This window comes from Clostridium sp. CAG:43 (assembly GCF_000434655.1).
Lineage (GTDB): Bacteria > Bacillota > Clostridia > Lachnospirales > Lachnospiraceae > Otoolea > Otoolea fessa.
Genome location: NZ_FR895036.1, coordinates 1 through 714, shown reverse-complemented (window position 1 = coordinate 714; position 714 = coordinate 1). Strand labels below are relative to the sequence as shown.

1 protein-coding gene is annotated in these 714 nt (G+C 53.5%); it reads left to right on the top strand.

The features are described from left to right. Positions 1–714, top strand: a 714-nt coding sequence (locus QVO97_RS03170; protein WP_288188772.1) for a Na+/H+ antiporter NhaC family protein, incomplete at both ends; no start/stop codon positions are given.

Below are 714 nucleotides of genomic sequence, written 5' to 3'. Positions count from 1 at the left end.
GGGCGGCTATCTGATTTTCTGTGCGTATGGCCTGATTCGGAAGCACAGCCTTGCGGAACTCGGAAAAATGTCGCTTTCCGGCGTTAAAACCGTCCGCAATATCCTGATGATTTTCGGACTGATCGGCTTTATCACAGCGCTGTGGCGGGCATCCGGCACGATTGCGGTGATCGTGTGCTGGTCGTCGAAGCTGGTGTCGCCGTCGGCATTTCTGGTGATCGCGTTCCTTCTTAACTGTATGGTGTCGATCCTGACCGGAACCTCCTTTGGAACCGGCGCGACGATGGGTGTTATCTGTATGGCGATGGGACGTGCGATGGAGCTTGACCCGTTCTGGATCGGCGGCGCGATTCTTTCGGGCATCTATTTTGGCGACCGCTGTTCACCGGTATCGTCCAGCGCGAATCTTGTCTGTGTGCTGACGAAGACGGATATTTATGAAAATATCCGCGAAATGATAAAGACATCGCTGGTTCCATTTGCGGCTACGTGTATTCTCTATTATATCGTGGGACGTTCCATGAGTGCCGGAAGCGGACGGATGGATGTGGAAGGGCTTTTTTCCAATAGTTTTGTGCTTCACTGGAGCGCGGTGATTCCGGCGGCGATCATTCTGGTGCTGTCCGCTTTTCGCGTGGAAGTCAAGAAAACGATGCTGATCAGTATTGTTCTGGCGGCATTTTTGAGCGTGGTGCTCCAGGGGCGGTCATTCGG